This is a genomic window from Gottfriedia acidiceleris (assembly GCF_050457485.1).
In the GTDB taxonomy this organism is placed as follows: Bacteria; Bacillota; Bacilli; order Bacillales; family Bacillaceae_G; genus Gottfriedia; species Gottfriedia acidiceleris_D.
Genome location: NZ_JBCMJM010000002.1, coordinates 37,284 through 52,303 on the forward strand (window position 1 = coordinate 37,284; position 15,020 = coordinate 52,303).

Annotated in this window: 14 protein-coding genes and 12 tRNA genes; 23 read left to right on the top strand and 3 right to left on the bottom strand. The window is 34.8% G+C overall.

Annotated features, from left to right (window positions below; all coding sequences use genetic code 11):
* Positions 1–85: 85 nt before the first annotated feature.
* From ABEY15_RS02660 to ABEY15_RS02695, 8 genes are all read left to right on the top strand, one after another.
* A complete protein-coding gene (locus tag ABEY15_RS02660) occupies positions 86–1,636 on the top strand; it encodes a DEAD/DEAH box helicase (RefSeq protein WP_335407850.1) in 1,551 nt (516 codons plus the stop codon).
* 125 nt (positions 1,637–1,761) lie between these two features.
* Positions 1,762–2,727 (top strand): UV DNA damage repair endonuclease UvsE, encoded by a 966-nt coding sequence (uvsE, locus tag ABEY15_RS02665; RefSeq protein ID WP_429888310.1) that lies wholly within the window; start codon positions 1,762–1,764, stop codon positions 2,725–2,727.
* A gap of 25 nt (positions 2,728–2,752) precedes the next feature.
* Complete coding sequence (acpS, locus tag ABEY15_RS02670; protein ID WP_429888298.1) at positions 2,753–3,106, top strand: holo-ACP synthase; 354 nt, start codon at positions 2,753–2,755, stop codon at positions 3,104–3,106.
* A gap of 344 nt (positions 3,107–3,450) precedes the next feature.
* Entirely contained in the window at positions 3,451–4,470 is a 1,020-nt protein-coding gene (locus tag ABEY15_RS02675; protein WP_429888299.1) for a LolA family protein, read from the top strand.
* 168 nt (positions 4,471–4,638) lie between these two features.
* Positions 4,639–5,805, top strand: a complete 1,167-nt coding sequence (gene alr, locus ABEY15_RS02680) for an alanine racemase (protein ID WP_429888301.1) — start codon at positions 4,639–4,641, stop codon at positions 5,803–5,805.
* Between the two features lie 144 nt (positions 5,806–5,949).
* Positions 5,950–6,231, top strand: coding sequence for a CopG family ribbon-helix-helix protein (locus ABEY15_RS02685; RefSeq protein WP_069033898.1), 282 nt, complete (start codon positions 5,950–5,952; stop codon positions 6,229–6,231).
* A gap of 4 nt (positions 6,232–6,235) precedes the next feature.
* Positions 6,236–6,586 (top strand): type II toxin-antitoxin system endoribonuclease NdoA, encoded by a 351-nt coding sequence (gene ndoA, locus ABEY15_RS02690; protein WP_056476047.1) that lies wholly within the window; start codon positions 6,236–6,238, stop codon positions 6,584–6,586.
* A gap of 117 nt (positions 6,587–6,703) precedes the next feature.
* Positions 6,704–8,902 carry a Tex family protein gene (locus tag ABEY15_RS02695; RefSeq protein ID WP_429888302.1) on the top strand — a complete coding sequence of 733 codons (2,199 nt, stop codon included), beginning with the start codon at positions 6,704–6,706 and terminating at the stop codon, positions 8,900–8,902.
* On the opposite strand, the gene cmpA is transcribed toward ABEY15_RS02695, so the two are convergent.
* Positions 8,892–9,002 carry a cortex morphogenetic protein CmpA gene (gene cmpA / locus ABEY15_RS02700; RefSeq protein WP_088014579.1) on the bottom strand — a complete coding sequence of 37 codons (111 nt, stop codon included), beginning with the start codon at positions 9,000–9,002 and terminating at the stop codon, positions 8,892–8,894. The two genes, ABEY15_RS02695 and cmpA, sit on opposite strands and share 11 nt — an antisense overlap.
* 303 nt (positions 9,003–9,305) lie before the next feature.
* Between cmpA and ABEY15_RS02705 the strand changes: the two genes are divergently transcribed.
* The 12 genes from ABEY15_RS02705 (at position 9,306) to ABEY15_RS02760 (ending at position 11,751) form a co-directional block, all read left to right on the top strand.
* Positions 9,306–9,758: a SprT family protein gene (locus ABEY15_RS02705; protein ID WP_429888303.1), complete on the top strand. Its 453-nt coding sequence runs from the start codon at positions 9,306–9,308 to the stop codon at positions 9,756–9,758.
* A gap of 83 nt (positions 9,759–9,841) precedes the next feature.
* A tRNA-Asn gene (locus ABEY15_RS02710) sits at positions 9,842–9,916 on the top strand.
* Positions 9,917–9,923: 7 nt separating this feature from the next.
* Positions 9,924–10,014 (top strand) — tRNA-Ser (locus tag ABEY15_RS02715).
* A 7-nt stretch (positions 10,015–10,021) separates the two neighbouring features.
* Positions 10,022–10,096 (top strand) — tRNA-Glu (locus ABEY15_RS02720).
* A gap of 9 nt (positions 10,097–10,105) precedes the next feature.
* A tRNA-Val gene (locus tag ABEY15_RS02725) sits at positions 10,106–10,181 on the top strand.
* Between the two features lie 12 nt (positions 10,182–10,193).
* A tRNA-Asp gene (locus ABEY15_RS02730) sits at positions 10,194–10,269 on the top strand.
* Between the two features lie 212 nt (positions 10,270–10,481).
* Positions 10,482–10,556 (top strand) — tRNA-Gln (locus ABEY15_RS02735).
* Between the two features lie 161 nt (positions 10,557–10,717).
* Positions 10,718–10,792, top strand: a tRNA-Gln gene (locus ABEY15_RS02740).
* Positions 10,793–10,932: 140 nt separating this feature from the next.
* A tRNA-Lys gene (locus ABEY15_RS02745) sits at positions 10,933–11,005 on the top strand.
* Positions 11,006–11,018: 13 nt separating this feature from the next.
* A tRNA-Leu gene (locus ABEY15_RS02750) sits at positions 11,019–11,101 on the top strand.
* 213 nt (positions 11,102–11,314) lie between these two features.
* The gene (locus tag ABEY15_RS02755) at positions 11,315–11,563 is read left to right on the top strand and encodes a UTRA domain-containing protein (protein WP_429888304.1); all 249 of its coding nucleotides are present in this window, start codon (positions 11,315–11,317) and stop codon (positions 11,561–11,563) included.
* Positions 11,491–11,751 carry a UTRA domain-containing protein gene (locus ABEY15_RS02760; RefSeq protein WP_429888305.1) on the top strand — a complete coding sequence of 87 codons (261 nt, stop codon included), beginning with the start codon at positions 11,491–11,493 and terminating at the stop codon, positions 11,749–11,751. The genes ABEY15_RS02755 and ABEY15_RS02760 overlap by 73 nt, the downstream gene beginning before the upstream one ends.
* A gap of 38 nt (positions 11,752–11,789) precedes the next feature.
* On the opposite strand, the gene ABEY15_RS02765 is transcribed toward ABEY15_RS02760, so the two are convergent.
* Positions 11,790–12,608: a M15 family metallopeptidase gene (locus ABEY15_RS02765; RefSeq protein WP_429888312.1), complete on the bottom strand. Its 819-nt coding sequence runs from the start codon at positions 12,606–12,608 to the stop codon at positions 11,790–11,792.
* Positions 12,609–12,738: 130 nt separating this feature from the next.
* The gene (gene cls / locus ABEY15_RS02770) at positions 12,739–14,184 is read right to left on the bottom strand and encodes a cardiolipin synthase (RefSeq protein WP_429888306.1); all 1,446 of its coding nucleotides are present in this window, start codon (positions 14,182–14,184) and stop codon (positions 12,739–12,741) included.
* A gap of 576 nt (positions 14,185–14,760) precedes the next feature.
* Between cls and ABEY15_RS02775 the strand changes: the two genes are divergently transcribed.
* From ABEY15_RS02775 to ABEY15_RS02785, 3 genes are all read left to right on the top strand, one after another.
* A tRNA-Arg gene (locus ABEY15_RS02775) sits at positions 14,761–14,837 on the top strand.
* Between the two features lie 5 nt (positions 14,838–14,842).
* A tRNA-Pro gene (locus ABEY15_RS02780) sits at positions 14,843–14,919 on the top strand.
* A gap of 4 nt (positions 14,920–14,923) precedes the next feature.
* Positions 14,924–14,997: transfer RNA gene (locus ABEY15_RS02785), tRNA-Gly, on the top strand.
* The last annotated feature ends 23 nt before the right edge of the window (positions 14,998–15,020 follow it).

Consider the following 15,020-nt stretch of genomic DNA (forward strand, 5'->3'; position numbering starts at 1 on the left):
ACGAACCTTCCATATGAACAGTCACGAAACATATAATTTTTTAAATTTTTATAGATCAATTGAGATACAAAGGAGATTAACCAAATTGACAACATTTCAAGAATTAGGATTAAGTAGTAAAATCCTGTTTGCGATTGAAAAATTAGGCTTCGAGGAAGCTACACCAATTCAAGCGCAGACTATTCCATTAGCAAAACAAGGCCATGATGTAATTGGTCAAGCGCAAACTGGTACTGGTAAAACAGCCGCTTTTGGTATTCCATTACTAGAAAAAATTGATGTAGATAGTAACAATGTCCAAGGACTTGTTATCGCTCCTACACGAGAACTAGCTATTCAAGTTGGCGAAGAGTTACACAAAATCGGTATGAATAAAGGTGTAAAAATCCTTCCGATCTACGGTGGACAAGATATTAATCGTCAAATGCGTTCATTAAAAAAATTCCCACATATTATTGTAGGAACTCCTGGTCGTATTCAAGACCATATTAACCGTCGTACAATTCGCCTAAACAATGTAAATACAGTTGTATTAGATGAAGCGGATGAAATGTTAAACATGGGATTCATTGAAGATATTGAAGCGATCTTAAAAGAAGTTCCAGAAAACAAACAAACACTTCTTTTCTCTGCAACTATGCCTGACCCAATTCGTCGCATTGCAGAAACTTTCATGACAAATCCACAAATCGTAAAAGTAAAAGCAAAAGAAGTTACAATGCCTAACATTGAACAACATTTTATTGAAGTTCAAGAAAAGAAAAAATTTGACGTTCTTACACGTTTATTAGATATTCAAACACCAGAATTAGCGATTATTTTCGGTCGTACAAAACGTCGTGTTGATGAATTATCAGAAGCATTAAACTTACGTGGATATGCGGCAGAAGGTATTCATGGTGATTTATCACAAGCGAAACGTGAGCAAGTACTTCGTAAATTTAAAGCTGGTTCAATTGATGTTCTAGTTGCAACTGATGTAGCAGCTCGTGGATTAGATATTTCTGGAGTTACACATGTATACAACTTTGATATTCCACAAGATCCTGAAAGCTATGTTCATCGTATTGGACGTACAGGACGTGCTGGAAAATCAGGTATAGCGATGTTATTTATTACTCCTCGTGAGTTTAATCAATTAAAAAATATCGAACGTACAACTAAACGTCGTATGGAACGTATGACTGCACCTACATTAGACGAAGCAATTGAAAGTCAACAACGTATCATTGCTGAAAAATTAACTTCGACTATGGAAAGTGATAATTTAGCATTCTACAAACGTATTGCAGAAGAATTACTTGAAGAGCATGATTCTGTAAGTGTTGTAGCTGCAGCTTTAAAAATGTTAACAAAAGAGCCAAATGAAACACCAATTCGTTTAACTGATGAGCCACCAATGGTCAAACGTGACCGTGGCGGACGCGGAGGAAACGGTGGCGGTGGCGGCGGATACCGTCGTGGCGAAAATAGACGTGGCGGTGGAGATGGACGTCGTAGCGATAATCGTCGTGGAGATGGACGTCGTGGAGACCGTGATAACCGCGGCGGAGGAAACTTCCGTGGCAAACGTAACGAAGGTTCTCGTGATAACAACCGTGGTGGACAACGCAAACCACAAGACAGCAGTAAATAAGTAACTAGTTAAGGTACATGGTAAAATCCATGTACCTTTTTTGTTTATAATTTTATTTTCTCGTAATGTGTGAATTTGGACAGATTCCATACACTAACTAAAAACAGATGAGAGTTGGAATGATAATGTTAGTAAGACTTGGATATGTCGCAATGAGTATGAATTTACAAAACGCCTCGCCATCAAAGACAATGACGGTTGCTCAGTTTTTAAAACAAAAGGATAAAGATGCGGCTATTCGTAAGCTAGAGCATATTGCTAAAACTAATATTAATAACTGTCTAAGACTACTAAAGCACAACAAAGCACATGATATATCTTTTTTTCGCCTGAGCAGTAAATTAATCCCTTTAGCAAACCATGCAGAAGTAGCAGACTGGAATTACATAAAGCCATTAAAGGAAAGTTTACTTGAGTTAGGTAAATTTGCGATTACGAATGAAATGAGGATTGATTTTCATCCGGATCATTTCGTAATCTTAAACTCAACCGATGAAGAACTATTAAAAACATCGGTAAAAACCTTAAAAATTCATTATCAGCTTTTAAAAGCGATGAAAATTAATACAGAACAACGATGTGTACTCCATATTGGTGGAGGGTATGATGATAAGGAAAAATCACTGGAACAATTAATAGAGAATTTTAGCCTTGTTCCTGCGCAAATTCAAAAAATGCTAATGTTTGAAAATGATGATACTACCTTTACGTTTGATGAAACTTTATTTGCTTGTGAAAAATTAGGAGTACCACTTGTATTTGACTATCATCATCATCTAGTTAATCATACAAATGAAGACTGGGTAAAAAATTGGAGTTATGCAGTCGATACATGGAAAGCTTCGAGCTTGCCTATGAAAATGCATATATCAAGTCCTAGAGATGAGAAAGACATACGTGCTCATGCTGATTTTGTGGACCCTAACATGTTTATTACATTTTTAAATGAAATTTCTGGCTCGGTTAAGCAAATTGATTGTATGATTGAAGCAAAACAAAAAGATAATGCACTATTTCAATTAATGGATGATCTAAAAGCTCATCCGTCTATTGAAATTATTAATGATTCAAGCTTTTATTTTAAAACGTAGTACTCGAAAGTTAGGGTGAGGAAATATGATCGTAGGTATTGGATTAGATTTAGTAGAAATTGAACGAATGAAAGAAATTATAAGCTCGCAGCCAAGGTTTGCGAAAAGGATTTTAACTGAAGCTGAATATGAAATATACGACAACTTATCAGAACGAAGAAAACTTGAATTTTTATCAGGAAGATTCGCCGCAAAAGAAGCTTGTTCAAAAGCTTTTGGCACAGGAATTGGGAAAGAATTAGGGTTTCATGATATTGAAATCTTAAATGACGAAAAAGGTAAGCCTGTATTAACCGTTGATTTGCCATTTATATCGTTTTTATCAATTACGCATACTGAACATTATGCTGCTGCTCAAGTGGTCTTACAGCAAATATAATACCTTTTAAACAGTCACTCTCTTGGGTGGCTTTTATTTTTTTTGTTTCTACGTAGTTGCTAAATTTTAAGAATTAATTAATATGTGTAACTACAACATTGTCTTCACTTACAGCCTTCGCTAATCAGAGCGTTTTCTTTAAATTTTTTAAATTAGCTTGTCATGCTAGTCTGCATATTTTAGAGCTTGACCTCATATAGTTTCATGAGGATATGAGAAGCAAGGTTGCAACGTGCATGAATAAATCAAGATTTTACTTCTAAGCTACTCGCGCACATTTATTCATAAGCCTTTGCATAAAATTCTCTTTTTTACAATTTAAGAGGAATAAAGGAGCTGGGGAGATGAAGAAAAAGCTTGTAGCGATGCTTTTGACAATCATGTTAGTACTATCATTGGCTGCATGTGGCAAGAAATCGAAAGATGATGTTGTAGGTTCACTTAGCAATCAGATGGAAAAAATGAATGGTTATAAGGCGGATGCAACATTAACGATTAATAATGGTAATGATCCTCAAAAGTATGAAGTAGTCATTTGGCATAAAAAGCCTTCTTACTACCGCGTACAATTAAAAAATGCTAAGAGTGATCAAAACCAAATTATTTTAAGAAACAAAGAGGGTGTGTTTGTTTTAACGCCAGCATTAAATAAAAGCTATCGCTTCCAAAGTGATTGGCCATCAAACAGCAGTCAGCCATATTTACCGGAATCATTAGTTAATGACTTAGTACAAGATAAGAATGCAACGTTTAAAACAACTAAGCTAGGGTATGTGTTTGAAACAAAAACAAATTACACAAATAGACAATTGCTCCCAACACAAGAAATTACTTTTAATAAAAAAGGTCTTACACCAGAATCAGTAAAACTATTAGATACAGATAAAAATGTTGTGTTGGATGTTAAATTCGATAAAGTACAATACAATGCGAAGTTTGATAATGATGCTTTTGATGTGAAGAAAAATATGACAAGCGCTCGTTTAAGTGTACCTACATCTACAAATCCAAATAATGATCCTAATTTATTAGTTACACTTTACCCTAATTATTTAATGAAGGGTGTTGTGTTAGATGACCAACAAGAAGTAAAAACAGACAATGGTGTTCAGGTTATACTTTCATATAAAGGGGATAAAAAATCGTTTACTTTAATAGAGGAAAAAGCACGAATTTCAGAGTCTGGAACAACGATGGAAATCACTGGTGAACCAGTAGATTTAGGTAAAACTGTAGGAGCATTATCAGATAAGATGATCACATGGTCATACGGTGGAACAGATTTCACGATTGTTTCTAAAAACTTAACTCAAGGTGAATTAATTCAAGTTGCCCAATCAGTCGGAGATACAGGCACAAAATAATATTTTTTTTCAAACTTAAAAGGGCGTGATGATGCTTTATCACGCCTTTTTAAATTTTAAATAAACTATAAATGAGTAGTATATTGGTTGACATTTATAGTAAAATAAGCAAATAATTTTACACATATAAAAAAGAGTAATGGGTAAATCGATAAGGAAGTGTAGATCATGACAGAAACATCATTTTATCGCGACACTTGGGTAGAAGTAGATTTAGATGCAATTGAGGAAAATATCAAAAATATTGTATCGCTTTACCCTAATCATCAAGAAATATATGTAGCTTTAAAAGCGAATGCATATGGACATGGTTACGTTGAAGTAGCTAAACAAGCATTGAAGTCTGGAGCAACAAGATTATTAGTTGCTTTTATTGATGAAGGGATTTTTCTGCGTAACGCGGGTATAGAGGCGCCGATATTAGTGTTAGGAGCAACTAGACCAGAGGATATTACCGTGGCAATCAAGAATAATTTAACTTTAACGGCATATAATGTTGATTGGTTAGAAGGTATTTCTAAAAATCTAAAAAGCACAGATCGTACAATGATTCATATTAAATTTGATACTGGGATGGGTAGATTAGGCCTAAAAACAAAATCTGAATGGGAGCAAGCTGCATCGATCTTACGAAAAAATCCATCAATTATACTGGAAGGTTTGTTTACACATTTCGCTACTGCAGATGAGCTAAATAGATCCTATTTTAATGAGCAAGTAGATAAATTTTATGAATGTATAGAATGGGTTAAGAGCAGTGGATTCTCTCTAGAGCTAATTCATTGTGCAAATAGTGCAGCGGCTGCATTAGAAACAAATTTATTTAATACTGTACGTGTTGGTATTATCATGTATGGTTTAACTCCATCTTTAGAAATAAAACCAATGTTACCATTTACATTAAAGCCAGCACTATCGCTTTATACGAAAATCTCTCATATTAAGCAATTACCAGCTAATAGTGGTGTAAGCTATGGTGCAACGTATTTTACTTCTGATTCTGAGTGGATTGCGACGTTACCAATTGGGTATGCAGATGGCTGGCTTAGAGATATGCAAGGATTTTCTGTGTTGGTTGAAGGTGAAAAGGCAGAAATCGTTGGTAGAGTTTGTATGGATCAGTGTATGATCAAGCTTTCTAACCATTATCCTGTTGGTACAAAAGTAACTTTAATAGGAGAAAGTAAGGATGGAGCAGTAACGGCTGAGGAAGTTGCTACACATATGAATACAATCAATTATGAAGTAACTTGCCTTATAAATCATAGAGTACCAAGGGTATATAAAAAGAATGGAAATATTAAGTCCATAAGTAATTATCTAGTATCAGATTAATTGTAATTTGATGTATTAAAGTATGAAACACTGTTATTTGGTTAAGATAAACGAAGATATGTGTCTTTCCAATCACTGAAAATAATGGTATGATGTAGTATAGGGAGATATATGGGTAATAGTTGATTCTGGAGGTGCTGAAACTTGTCCGAACTAAATGCGACAACTGAAATAACAGTACGTTTACCAAAACATGTAGTAAGCGAACTAGATGGATTAGTAAAGCAAGAAAACGGTAATCGAAATGAGTATATTTATCAAGCGACTAAGATGTTTTTAAAAGATCGTAAAAGACGCCAAAGTCGCGAACAAATGCGACGTGGATACATGGAAATGGCTAAAATCAACTTATTAATATCTTCTGAGTCATTCTATGCTGAGTCTGAAGCGGATTCTAAAGTGGAGCGCTTAGTTAGCGGGGGGTAATCACTTGATAGTAAAACGTGGCGACGTATATTTTGCAGACCTTTCCCCTGTAGTTGGCTCAGAACAAGGTGGAGTTCGTCCGGTTCTCATAATACAAAATGATATCGGTAATCGTTTTAGTCCTACCGTTATAGTCGCTGCGATTACAGCACAAATCCAAAAAGCAAAGCTTCCAACACATGTTGAAATCGATGCTAAAAAATATGGATTTGAACGTGATTCGGTTATACTACTAGAACAAATTCGAACGATTGACAAACAACGATTAACCGATAAGATAACACATCTTGATGATGAGATGATGGATCAGGTTGACGAAGCGTTGCAAATCAGTTTAGGACTTGTTGATTTTTAAAGTTGCTTTTATAGCAGCTTTACCTACATAGATTATAATAAATTGTTTTGTAACCCTTTCGTCTTGAAAGGGTTATTTTAGGTCCTTTGAAATTACCAAAAATTGGAGGCGTTATTTTTGTCACAACAATTGATTAATAAAATTGCATCTGATTTATCGATTACTACAAAACAAGTAGCTACCGTAATTGAATTAAAGGAAGAAGGAAATACGATTCCCTTTATTGCCAGGTATCGAAAAGAAAAAACGGGTTCTCTTGATGAGGTACAAATTCATTCCATTTTAGAAAAATATGAGTATGCTGTAAATCTTCAAACGAGAAAAGATGAAGTAATCCGTTTAATTGAGGAAAAAGGGAAACTGACTGATGACTTACGTAAAAGTATTACATTAGCTAAAAAGCTACAAGAAGTTGAAGATTTATACCGACCATATAAAGAAAAAAGAAGAACTCGCGCTACAGTTGCAAAAGATAAAGGGCTAGAACCTTTTGCAGAATGGTTATTTTCAATGCCAAATGAAGGTTCACTTGCTGATGAAGCGTTAAAATACATAAATGTTGAACTAGAAGTTAATACAGTCGATGAAGTTATTCAAGGTGGAAAAGATATTATTGCGGAATGGATTGCGGATGATGCTACTTATCGTAAGTGGATTCGTGAAGCTACCTTCAAAAAGGGAACGATTGATAGTACGGTAAAAAACTCCGAAAAAGACGAGAAAAAAGTATACGAAATGTATTACGAGTACTCTGAACCAATTTCGAAGATTGTTCCACATAGAATACTAGCAATGAATCGTGCTGAAAAAGAAGATATTTTAAAGGTTGCGATTCAATCTCCTTATGATGAGATTATTTTATATTTAGAAAAAAGGGTTATTACAAAGGACACTTTTGTACGACCAATCTTAATGGAAGTCGTTGAAGATGCATATAAAAGATTAATTCAACCTTCAATCGAAAGAGAAATTCGTAAAGAATTATCCGAAAAAGCTGATTCACACGCGATTAATATTTTCTCAGAAAACTTGCGTTCATTATTACTGCAACCACCATTAAAAGGGAAAATCGTACTAGGAGTAGACCCGGCATTTCGTACAGGTTGTAAATTAGCAGTAGTAGATGAGACGGGTAAAGTGCTCAAAATAGACGTGATTTACCCTCATCCTTTCAAAGGAGAAAGAGAAGAGGTTCAAAGAAATAAAAGAGAACAAGCAGTTGCAAAAATTAAAGATATTCTTGTCAAATATAAAATAGAAATGATCGCAATTGGAAATGGTACGGCTTCGAGAGAAACAGAGTTGTTTATATCTGGAATTTTAAAAGAAATGAAAAATAATACTTACTATGTAATCGTAAATGAAGCCGGCGCAAGTGTTTATTCAGCATCTGAGTTAGCAAGAGAAGAGTTCCCCGATTTCCAAGTTGAGGAACGAAGCGCAGTATCAATTGCAAGACGACTACAAGATCCGTTAGCAGAACTAGTAAAAATTGATCCGAAATCTGTTGGGGTAGGATTATATCAACACGATGTATCTCAAAAGAGCTTAAATGAATCCTTATCATTTGTCGTTGAAACTTCTGTTAACCAAGTTGGTGTAAATGTAAATACAGCATCAGTTTCATTACTTCAATACGTATCGGGCTTGTCCAAAACAGTAGCGAAAAATATTGTTAATTACCGTGACGAAAAAGGGAAAATTACAAATCGAAAAGAGCTTAAAACAATACCGAGATTAGGCGCTAAAACATATGAGCAATGTATTGGATTTTTACGTGTTCTTGAAGGAGATGAGCCTTTAGACCGTACAAGTATTCACCCGGAGAGCTACGTACAAGTAAAAAAATTATTAAAGCAATTAAATTTCTCAACAAGTCAAATTGGTTCAAATGAATTGAAAGAACAGTTAAAGACGATTAATTTAAAAGAAGTATCAGAGCAACTGGATATTGGTGAAATTACGCTAAAAGATATTTTAGCATCATTAATGCAACCTGAAAGAGACTTACGAGATGAATTAGCAGCACCAATCCTTCGCCAAGATGTTCTTCAAATAGAAGACCTAAAAATAGGGATGGAACTTGAAGGAACAGTAAGAAACGTAGTCGATTTTGGTGCGTTTGTTGATATCGGGCTAAAGAACGATGGCCTTGTTCATATTTCTAGAATGAGTAGCAAATTTATTAAGCATCCACTTGATGTTGTATCAGTTGGTCAAGTAGTAAAAGTATGGATTGCTGAAGTAGACCAAAAGAAACAAAGAGTAGGTTTATCTATGCTACCAATTGAAGCGAAAGAAATCGTCAAAGCTTAATTTTTTGATAATAAAACCAACATTGATTCAATAATTTAATTTGATAACGGTTTTTTTCATAAAATGCTTTTTGAATTTGAGATTTCAGCCAACTAGGCATTACCATGATGAAAACCTCCAACTTAAAAATCTTCGCCCATCTTTTTTTGAGGATGGGCGATGAAATAAATGAGTGAGGGGTAACCTTCCGATACATTGTATAAAAAGGATAACTGTATTGTTCATTTTGATAGTAAAAATTACGCCGTTGTAGAGAGATTTACTAAGAGCAGCCCATTTAGCATAAATCGTACTAATAAGATCTTTTGAAATTCTCATTTGTAAGTTTAATGTATGCGCATACCCAAGAATTTGTGAGTTGTTCAGTTATAATAAAGAAGAAAAAAAGGATGGCGATTCATAAATGGATAATGAGGAGATACAAAAACTGGTTGAAGAACTATCAATCAATTATTTCGATCGACCATTTCTCCACCAAGCTTCTTTCAATACTAGGTTGAGGACAACTGGTGGTAGGTATTTATTAAAAACAAGTAATATCGAATTAAATAAGTTTTATTATGAAGAACACGGAATTGAAGAGTTAAAGGGGATCATATTACACGAGCTATGTCATTATCATCTTCATATTATGAAGAAAGGATATAAGCACGAAGATAGAGATTTTAAAGAGCTATTAAAAAAAGTAGGTGCTCCTAGGTATTGTAAACCACTAAATTCAATAAAAAAAAGAACGCATTCTTATAAGTATAAATATAGATGTTCAGGATGTGGGCAAGCTTTCTTAAGAAAAAGAAAAGTGGACATAAGTCGCTATGTATGTGGATTATGCAAAAGTCCATTAAAACTATTATAAATAGTGTTGACATCTAATAGGCATTTAGTTTATATTAATACTTGTCATCACATTTTAGCACTTGATGAAAAGATTAGTATTTTTCCGCAGTAGCTCAGTGGTAGAGCACTCGGCTGTTAACCGAGTGGTCGTAGGTTCGAACCCTACCTGCGGAGCCATTATTATAGAGAAGTACCCAAGTGGCTCAAGGGGCGCCCCTGCTAAGGGTGTAGATCGTTTACGCGGTGCGAGGGTTCGAATCCCTTCTTCTCTGCCATATATAAGGCCCGTTGGTCAAGCGGTTAAGACACCGCCCTTTCACGGCGGTAACACGGGTTCGAGTCCCGTACGGGTCACCATTTTAACCTGGAGGATTAGCTCAGCTGGGAGAGCACCTGCCTTACAAGCAGGGGGTCGGCGGTTCGAGCCCGTCATCCTCCACCATTAATTACATATGGTCCCGTGGTGTAGCGGTTAACATGCCTGCCTGTCACGCAGGAGATCGCCGGTTCGATCCCGGTCGGGACCGCCATTAATTACTACAAATTGTAGTATTTTTTTCTTTATTTGGAGAAAATTAGTAACAGTGGATGGTTGGAGTTAGATTTTAAATATTTTAAATGTCGGATTGTTTTTTATCTTGAGGAGTTAATTCAAGGGGTAAAGCAATACAACATAAAAAAAAATCCTGCGGTGGAACTTCATGAAGCATATTCGGAGAAGTAGAGCACGCAGCTTATTCATTGGGCTATAGCCAAGCGGTAAGGCAACGGATTTTGATTCCGTCATGCCCTGGTTCGAATCCAGGTAGCCCAGCCATTTGTTTTTTTGTAAGGTAGTGTTTTTTGTTTTATTAGGATGTCGGATTGTTTTTATCTTGAGGAGTAGATTCGAGGGGTTAAACAATACAACATAAAAAAAATCCTGCGGTGGAACTTCATGAGGCATATTCGGGGAAGTAGAGCATGCAGCTTATTCATTGGGCTATAGCCAAGCGGTAAGGCAACGGATTTTGATTCCGTCATGCCCTGGTTCGAATCCAGGTAGCCCAGCCACTTTAATTTTGTAATATGAAATGTTTGGGATAAGGGGATTTACTTTTATCTTGAATGCGATCGTGTAAACAGCAAGTAAGTTTAAAAATGGATTGTTTTTAGTTATACTTGTAATATCATTGTATATTCTGTGTTATTATGAGCCATTAGCTCAGTAGGTAGAGCATCTGACTTTTAATCAGAGGGTCGAAGGTTCGAATCCTTCATGGCTCACTTTTGTTTATTCGCGGTCGTGGCGGAATGGCAGACGCGCTAGGTTGAGGGCCTAGTGGAGGTTTCTCCGTGGAGGTTCAAGTCCTCTCGGCCGCATCAAATTATATATATAGTAATAAGGCTTCTACGTAATGTAGAGGCCTTTTTTGTGTTTAAAAATTTATGACTTTTATAGAATAGTTGCTCACGGTACTAGCCTTTTTTGGGCTTAAAAATGAGTATTAAAAATTTTTAAAATACATTGTATTTTATGTTATTCTTGAACTGTTATCTGTAAGCGGATTCTCGGAGTTTAGCCACCAACTAGGGATGATTCCAAATTCCCGAATCCTAAGAAGTGAAGTCATCCCGGCACCAAAGGATGTTGCAGAACATCTTAAAGTTGAAGAAGGAAGTCGGGTACTAGAGCTTGAGCGACTTATGTATGTGAACGACCGTCCACTTTTTTATGATATTGCACATTACTCACTAATTCGTTTCCTGATTTGGAAAAGAAAATTGCAACTGATGAATCCACATATAAAGTTCTCTCAAAGGACTACAATACAGAAATCCTAAGCAACGATAAAATCATCGACGTAATCGGAACGACAAAAGTATATGCCAATTACCTTGAATGCGATATAGGAGCCAATCTTTTTAAAATCCTAAAAATTGCCTATGATTCAAAAGAGGAACCAGTCCACCTTTCAACGTTTATGTGTGAAACAAGTAAAGTAACCTTAACCGTTCATCGTACAAAATAGAGATAATTCTATTTTAAATAAATTACATATTTTTATCATTAATAATTTGCAGGATTTACCTGGATAGCTTTAAAGTTTTGATTAATATCTGCGTAATGCCACCATTCTTTAGAATAGCCTACAAAACCTACTTGTCTCATTGCCTTATCCATAATTTGATAACTCTTATCCTGCACACTGCTTCGTTTATAGCTTCGAGATGCTCGTGAAGAAAAATCATCGAATTTAGATTGCATTTGTACTTCTTTTCCATCTAAAGTACATAATGTAATATCCACCGTTGCGCCAAGTTGGTGTCCACGGATATTTTTAGGATCAGGTTTAGCTACATAATTCGAATTAGGATATGCGTTCCAAAGTGTTTGTTGTGCAGATAAAGGACGATAAGCATCCCATACTTTAATGGTATATCCTTGTTTTTTAAATATTGCGTTTGCTTTTGCTAATTTTTTTGCTGTGCTTGTCCTAAGTATTGCTTGACTAAAATTATAAATACGTTTGCCAGTAAAGTTATTGGTTGTGTTATATTTCAAGTCAACAATAATACTTTTATCTAATGAGTTAACGTTAGTGAACTCCGCCGCCACATATTTTCCATTTATAAATCCGGTTGTTTTTTTAAATTTAATTTTATACCATCCACTGGATTGTTTTTTAATAACCGTTAAAAGTTGGCCTTTTTTAACTGAACCGATCAACTTATATGATGTACTAGGCCCACTACGGACATTTAATTTATTTGCAGTTACAGTATAAACTTTATTTGCTGCATAGGTAGAAGTTGGATTTGTAAAGAAACTTATCGATAGAAATGAAAGAGTTAAAAAAACTACAAATATCTTCTTAATAATAATTATATTTCACCTTCTTTAATATTTTAATAATCTATTAACTATAACCATTATTCTACAGAAAAGTGCACATCACCTTTCATTTGAAACTATAAAGATAAAATAAAAAACATTACCGTTAAGTAATGTTTTTTATTTACAATATTGGAGATAAGAGGCGTGAAATTGCTTCTTTTAACTTGACTATGACTGATCGCTCTTGATATTTATCAATTGTAAGCTCACTACTATGATTACTATCAAGTAAAAAAAGACTTTGTAGCTCAGAAGCTTTTTCTTCTGAGTAGGTAATCGCGTTTATTTCAAAATTCAATTTAAAACTACGTGTATCAATATTCGTAGTTCCTACCGAAGCTACTTCATGATCAACAACGATTGTTTTAGCATGTAAAAAACCATTCTCATAAAGTAGTATTTTTGCGCCATATGATAAAAGTTCTCCAGCATACGATAGAGAAGCCCAATACACGAATGGGTGATCTGGTTTACTTGGAATCATTATTCTCACATCGATACCGGATAAAATTGCGATTTTGCACGCATCCATAATGCTTGCATCTGGTATAAAATACGGTGTTTGAATATAAACACTTTTTTTGGCAGACATAATTAACTTAACGTACATGTTTTTTAAATGCTCTGTTTCAGAATTTGGTCCACTTGCAACTATTTGGATAGGGGTATTTCCTATATTTTTTTCATTATTAAATGAGAATTCGTCCATATTATGTATGGGTTGGTTAGTAGCTTGTTGCCAGTCTAAAATAAATCTACCTTGAATTTGGTTAACTGATTCTCCCGTTATACGAAAATGAGTGTCTCTCCAATAACCAAATTTCTGATCAATACCAAGATATTCATTTCCAATATTGAACCCTCCTATATAAGCGATTTTCCCATCAATAATACATAGTTTTCTGTGATTCCTATTATTTAATCTAAAATTGATGAGTCTTAAAAATGAAGGGAAGAAAGCTCTTACCTCACCACCATGTTTAACAAGTTCTTTGAAAAAAGAAGGGGTAATTCTTTTGGAACCAATGTCATCATACAGGACTCGTACTTTTACACCTTCTGCTGCTTTTTTTGAAAGTTCATCTCTAAGTTTCTTTCCTAACGAATCACGCTGGATGATATAGTACTGGATATTAATCTCTTTTTGGGCAAGTTGTATGTCTTTAAATAGAGAATTAAATTTTTCGTGTCCATCTCGAAACGTTTGGATCTCGTTATCTGTCGTTAATAAAGCGTTAGCTGACTTTAAATTCATCATAATTAAATGTGAATGCTTTGATAGTAGTTCATCTTGAAGAAAACCTTGATCATTATGAATTTTATTAGCCTGGTTCGTAACAGCTAATTGTAGATAAGTTCTTTCCTTAGTCGATAGATGGTAGAAATTCTTTTGTTTTAGCTGCCTACCTAAAAATAGGTATAGTAAAAATCCCACTATAGGTATAAAAAGTAAGATCATTAGCCAAGCCCATGTAGCGACAACATCTCTTTTTTCAATAAATACTAGTACTCCTGCTAGAAGTATATTGACGATAAGGAGGATTGTAAGAAAATTATTGATATCCATTTTTCACACTTCCTATTAGTTAAATTACCTTATTTTAGTTTAATATCTTTTTTAATGCTCATTAATAATATTTTTTATTTAAAAGAACAAAGTATTCGAAAACACTTCATAGTAACTCTAACATACAGTTATATTATTTAAATACCAATTCTATTTCGTTAAAATATCAAAAAATGATATATAGCACTCCTTTATAAGAAAAAGGAGTTGAGCTACTTTTATCGGGATCTGTCCTTAAATTGTACTATAGTAAGTCAGTTATTGTTGAGTAGTACTATGTCAGAAACGTTAAATATGTACTGTTTAAAGCTACATTAATAACTTAAAAAGGCTCTTAAGCCCAGTTAAATCAAATAAGTAAATAAACTTTTGATTTTTTTGTTTGAAAAGTGTTGACATTGAATGTTTGATGCTTTAATATAGTTTAAGTCACGTCAGACAAGTTAACGAAGTCAACGAAAGCTTATCGTAGTAAGCTTTTAAAGTTTAAAAAAACTTTTAAAAAAGTGTTGACATAAACAGTTGGATGTTATAAACTGTAAAAGTCGCTAACGAAGACGACACATTTTATAATATGCGCCCGTAGCTCAATTGGATAGAGCGTTTGACTACGGATCAAAAGGTTATGGGTTCGAGTCCTTTCGGGCGCGCCATATTACGGGAAGTGGCTCAGCTTGGTAGAGCACCTGGTTTGGGACCAGGGGGTCGCAGGTTCAAATCCTGTCTTCCCGACCATTTCGCGGGTGTAGTTTAATGGTAAAATAGAAGCCTTCCAAGCTTCGGTCGTGGGTTCGATTCCCATCACCCGCTCCATTATGAACTTTGAAAACTAAACA

Coding starts and splice junctions, on each gene's coding strand:
- uvsE (WP_429888310.1), top strand. CDS start 1,762: ATGTTAGTAAGACTTGGATATGTCGCAATGAGTATGAATTTACAAAAC.
- acpS (WP_429888298.1), top strand. CDS start 2,753: ATGATCGTAGGTATTGGATTAGATTTAGTAGAAATTGAACGAATGAAA.
- ABEY15_RS02675 (WP_429888299.1), top strand. CDS start 3,451: ATGAAGAAAAAGCTTGTAGCGATGCTTTTGACAATCATGTTAGTACTA.
- alr (WP_429888301.1), top strand. CDS start 4,639: ATGACAGAAACATCATTTTATCGCGACACTTGGGTAGAAGTAGATTTA.
- cmpA (WP_088014579.1), bottom strand. CDS start 9,002: ATGCCTAGTTGGCTGAAATCTCAAATTCAAAAAGCATTTTATGAAAAA.
- ABEY15_RS02705 (WP_429888303.1), top strand. CDS start 9,306: ATGGATAATGAGGAGATACAAAAACTGGTTGAAGAACTATCAATCAAT.
- ABEY15_RS02755 (WP_429888304.1), top strand. CDS start 11,315: ATGATTCCAAATTCCCGAATCCTAAGAAGTGAAGTCATCCCGGCACCA.
- cls (WP_429888306.1), bottom strand. CDS start 14,184: ATGGATATCAATAATTTTCTTACAATCCTCCTTATCGTCAATATACTT.